The sequence below is a fragment of the Mesorhizobium sp. A556 genome (genome assembly GCF_054489545.1).
In genome coordinates this window covers 1-1,283 of sequence record NZ_JBTMXA010000055.1, presented here as the reverse complement: position 1 = coordinate 1,283, position 1,283 = coordinate 1, and the positions used below count along the sequence as shown (strand labels likewise).

General features: G+C 57.2%; 3 protein-coding genes. All 3 read left to right on the top strand.

Going from position 1 to position 1,283, the window contains the following annotated elements; all coding sequences use genetic code 11:
• Positions 1-44 precede the first annotated feature (44 nt).
• The gene (gene sdhD / locus ACX3P0_RS25250) at positions 45-431 is read left to right on the top strand and encodes a succinate dehydrogenase, hydrophobic membrane anchor protein (protein WP_459092968.1); all 387 of its coding nucleotides are present in this window, start codon (positions 45-47) and stop codon (positions 429-431) included.
• Between the two features lie 22 nt (positions 432-453).
• The gene (locus ACX3P0_RS25245) at positions 454-894 is read left to right on the top strand and encodes a CBS domain-containing protein (protein ID WP_459092966.1); all 441 of its coding nucleotides are present in this window, start codon (positions 454-456) and stop codon (positions 892-894) included.
• 82 nt (positions 895-976) lie between these two features.
• Positions 977-1,283 (top strand): pyridoxamine 5'-phosphate oxidase family protein (locus ACX3P0_RS25240; protein WP_459092964.1); only part of this gene is annotated, 307 nt, incomplete at its 3' end.

The window sequence follows — 1,283 nt, the reverse complement described above, 5'->3', positions numbered from 1 at the left end:
GGGAGCAACGTGGTTCCTGAGCGCCCTCGTGGCGGGATAAGACGATGCGCAAGACCGATACCCGCTCCCCAATGAACCGAGCCATCGGACTTGGTTCGGCCAGAAAAGGTGTCGGGCATTGGTGGGCTGAACGCACGACGGCCATCGCGCTGGTTCCGCTGACACTATGGTTCTTGGTGTCTCTCGTCACTCTGTCTGGGCGCGATTATGCCAGCTTCGTGGCCTGGCTCAGAATGCCGATCTCGATAGTAGGCATGGTTCTGCTGCTGGTAGCCTTGTTTTATCACATGGCGCTCGGACTTCAGGTTATAGTCGAGGACTACGTCCACTCCGCGGCCAGATTTCCAGTCTTGATCGCAATGCGCTTCGGCTGCTTCGCGCTGGCGACGACGGGTATCGCGGCGGTGCTGCGTGTCTGCTTGGCCTATTGAGAGGACGCGAAAGGAAGAGATTATGCTCATCGATAGGGTCCTACCCGCTGCTCACAAGCGGCTCGTCACCGTCGGATATGATGCACCGTTGCTCGAGGCGGCGCGGCTGCTGAGCGGGTCGTCGGACCTTGTCGTCGTCTGCGCTTCGGACGGCCTTTTGAAAGGGGTGGTTACGAAAACGGATATCGTTCGTCAGATCGGCCGGTGCGAGGGCTCCTCATGTCACCTCGCTATTTCGTCGGTGATGACCCAGGATCCCACTATTTGTCGGCCGACTGACTGGTTGCACGACATCTGGTCGCTCATGAAAGAGCGCCGGCTGAAGAACGTTCCCATCACCAACGCAGGGTCTGTACCCATCGGCGTACTCAATGCACGCGATGCGCTCGAAGCTCTCATGTTGGAAGTAGAACAGGAAGAGACGCTTTTGCGCGATTACGTCATGTGCGTCGGCTATCGTTGATGGAAAGGTTCCAAAAGCAGGCGTCCTCACACCGTTCCAGATCGCGCTCTGAGCACTGCAACCGGAAACACAGGAGCTAGCGATGAACGTAATCGACATGACACGACAAGAAAGTATTCTCGTTCTATCGGGCAATCGGCTTGGGCGCCTGGCCTGCGCCCGAGAAAACCAACCTTATGTTGTCCCGTTCCATTACGCGTTTTCCGACAATCATCTTTATAGCTTTTCGCTGATGGGCCAGAAGGTTGAATGGATGCGGCAGAATGATCAGGTCTGCGTCCAGGTTGACGAGATGGAGAGCGCTCGGAAATGGCAAAGCGTTGTGGTTTTCGGCGCCTACGAGGAATTGCCCGCCACACCGCAATGGGAGCGTGAGCGCGGACACGCCT

Bases quoted from the DNA above. Each gene is read 5' to 3' on its own strand.
- sdhD (WP_459092968.1), top strand. From the start codon at position 45: ATGCGCAAGACCGATACCCGCTCCCCAATGAACCGAGCCATCGGACTT.
- ACX3P0_RS25245 (WP_459092966.1), top strand. From the start codon at position 454: ATGCTCATCGATAGGGTCCTACCCGCTGCTCACAAGCGGCTCGTCACC.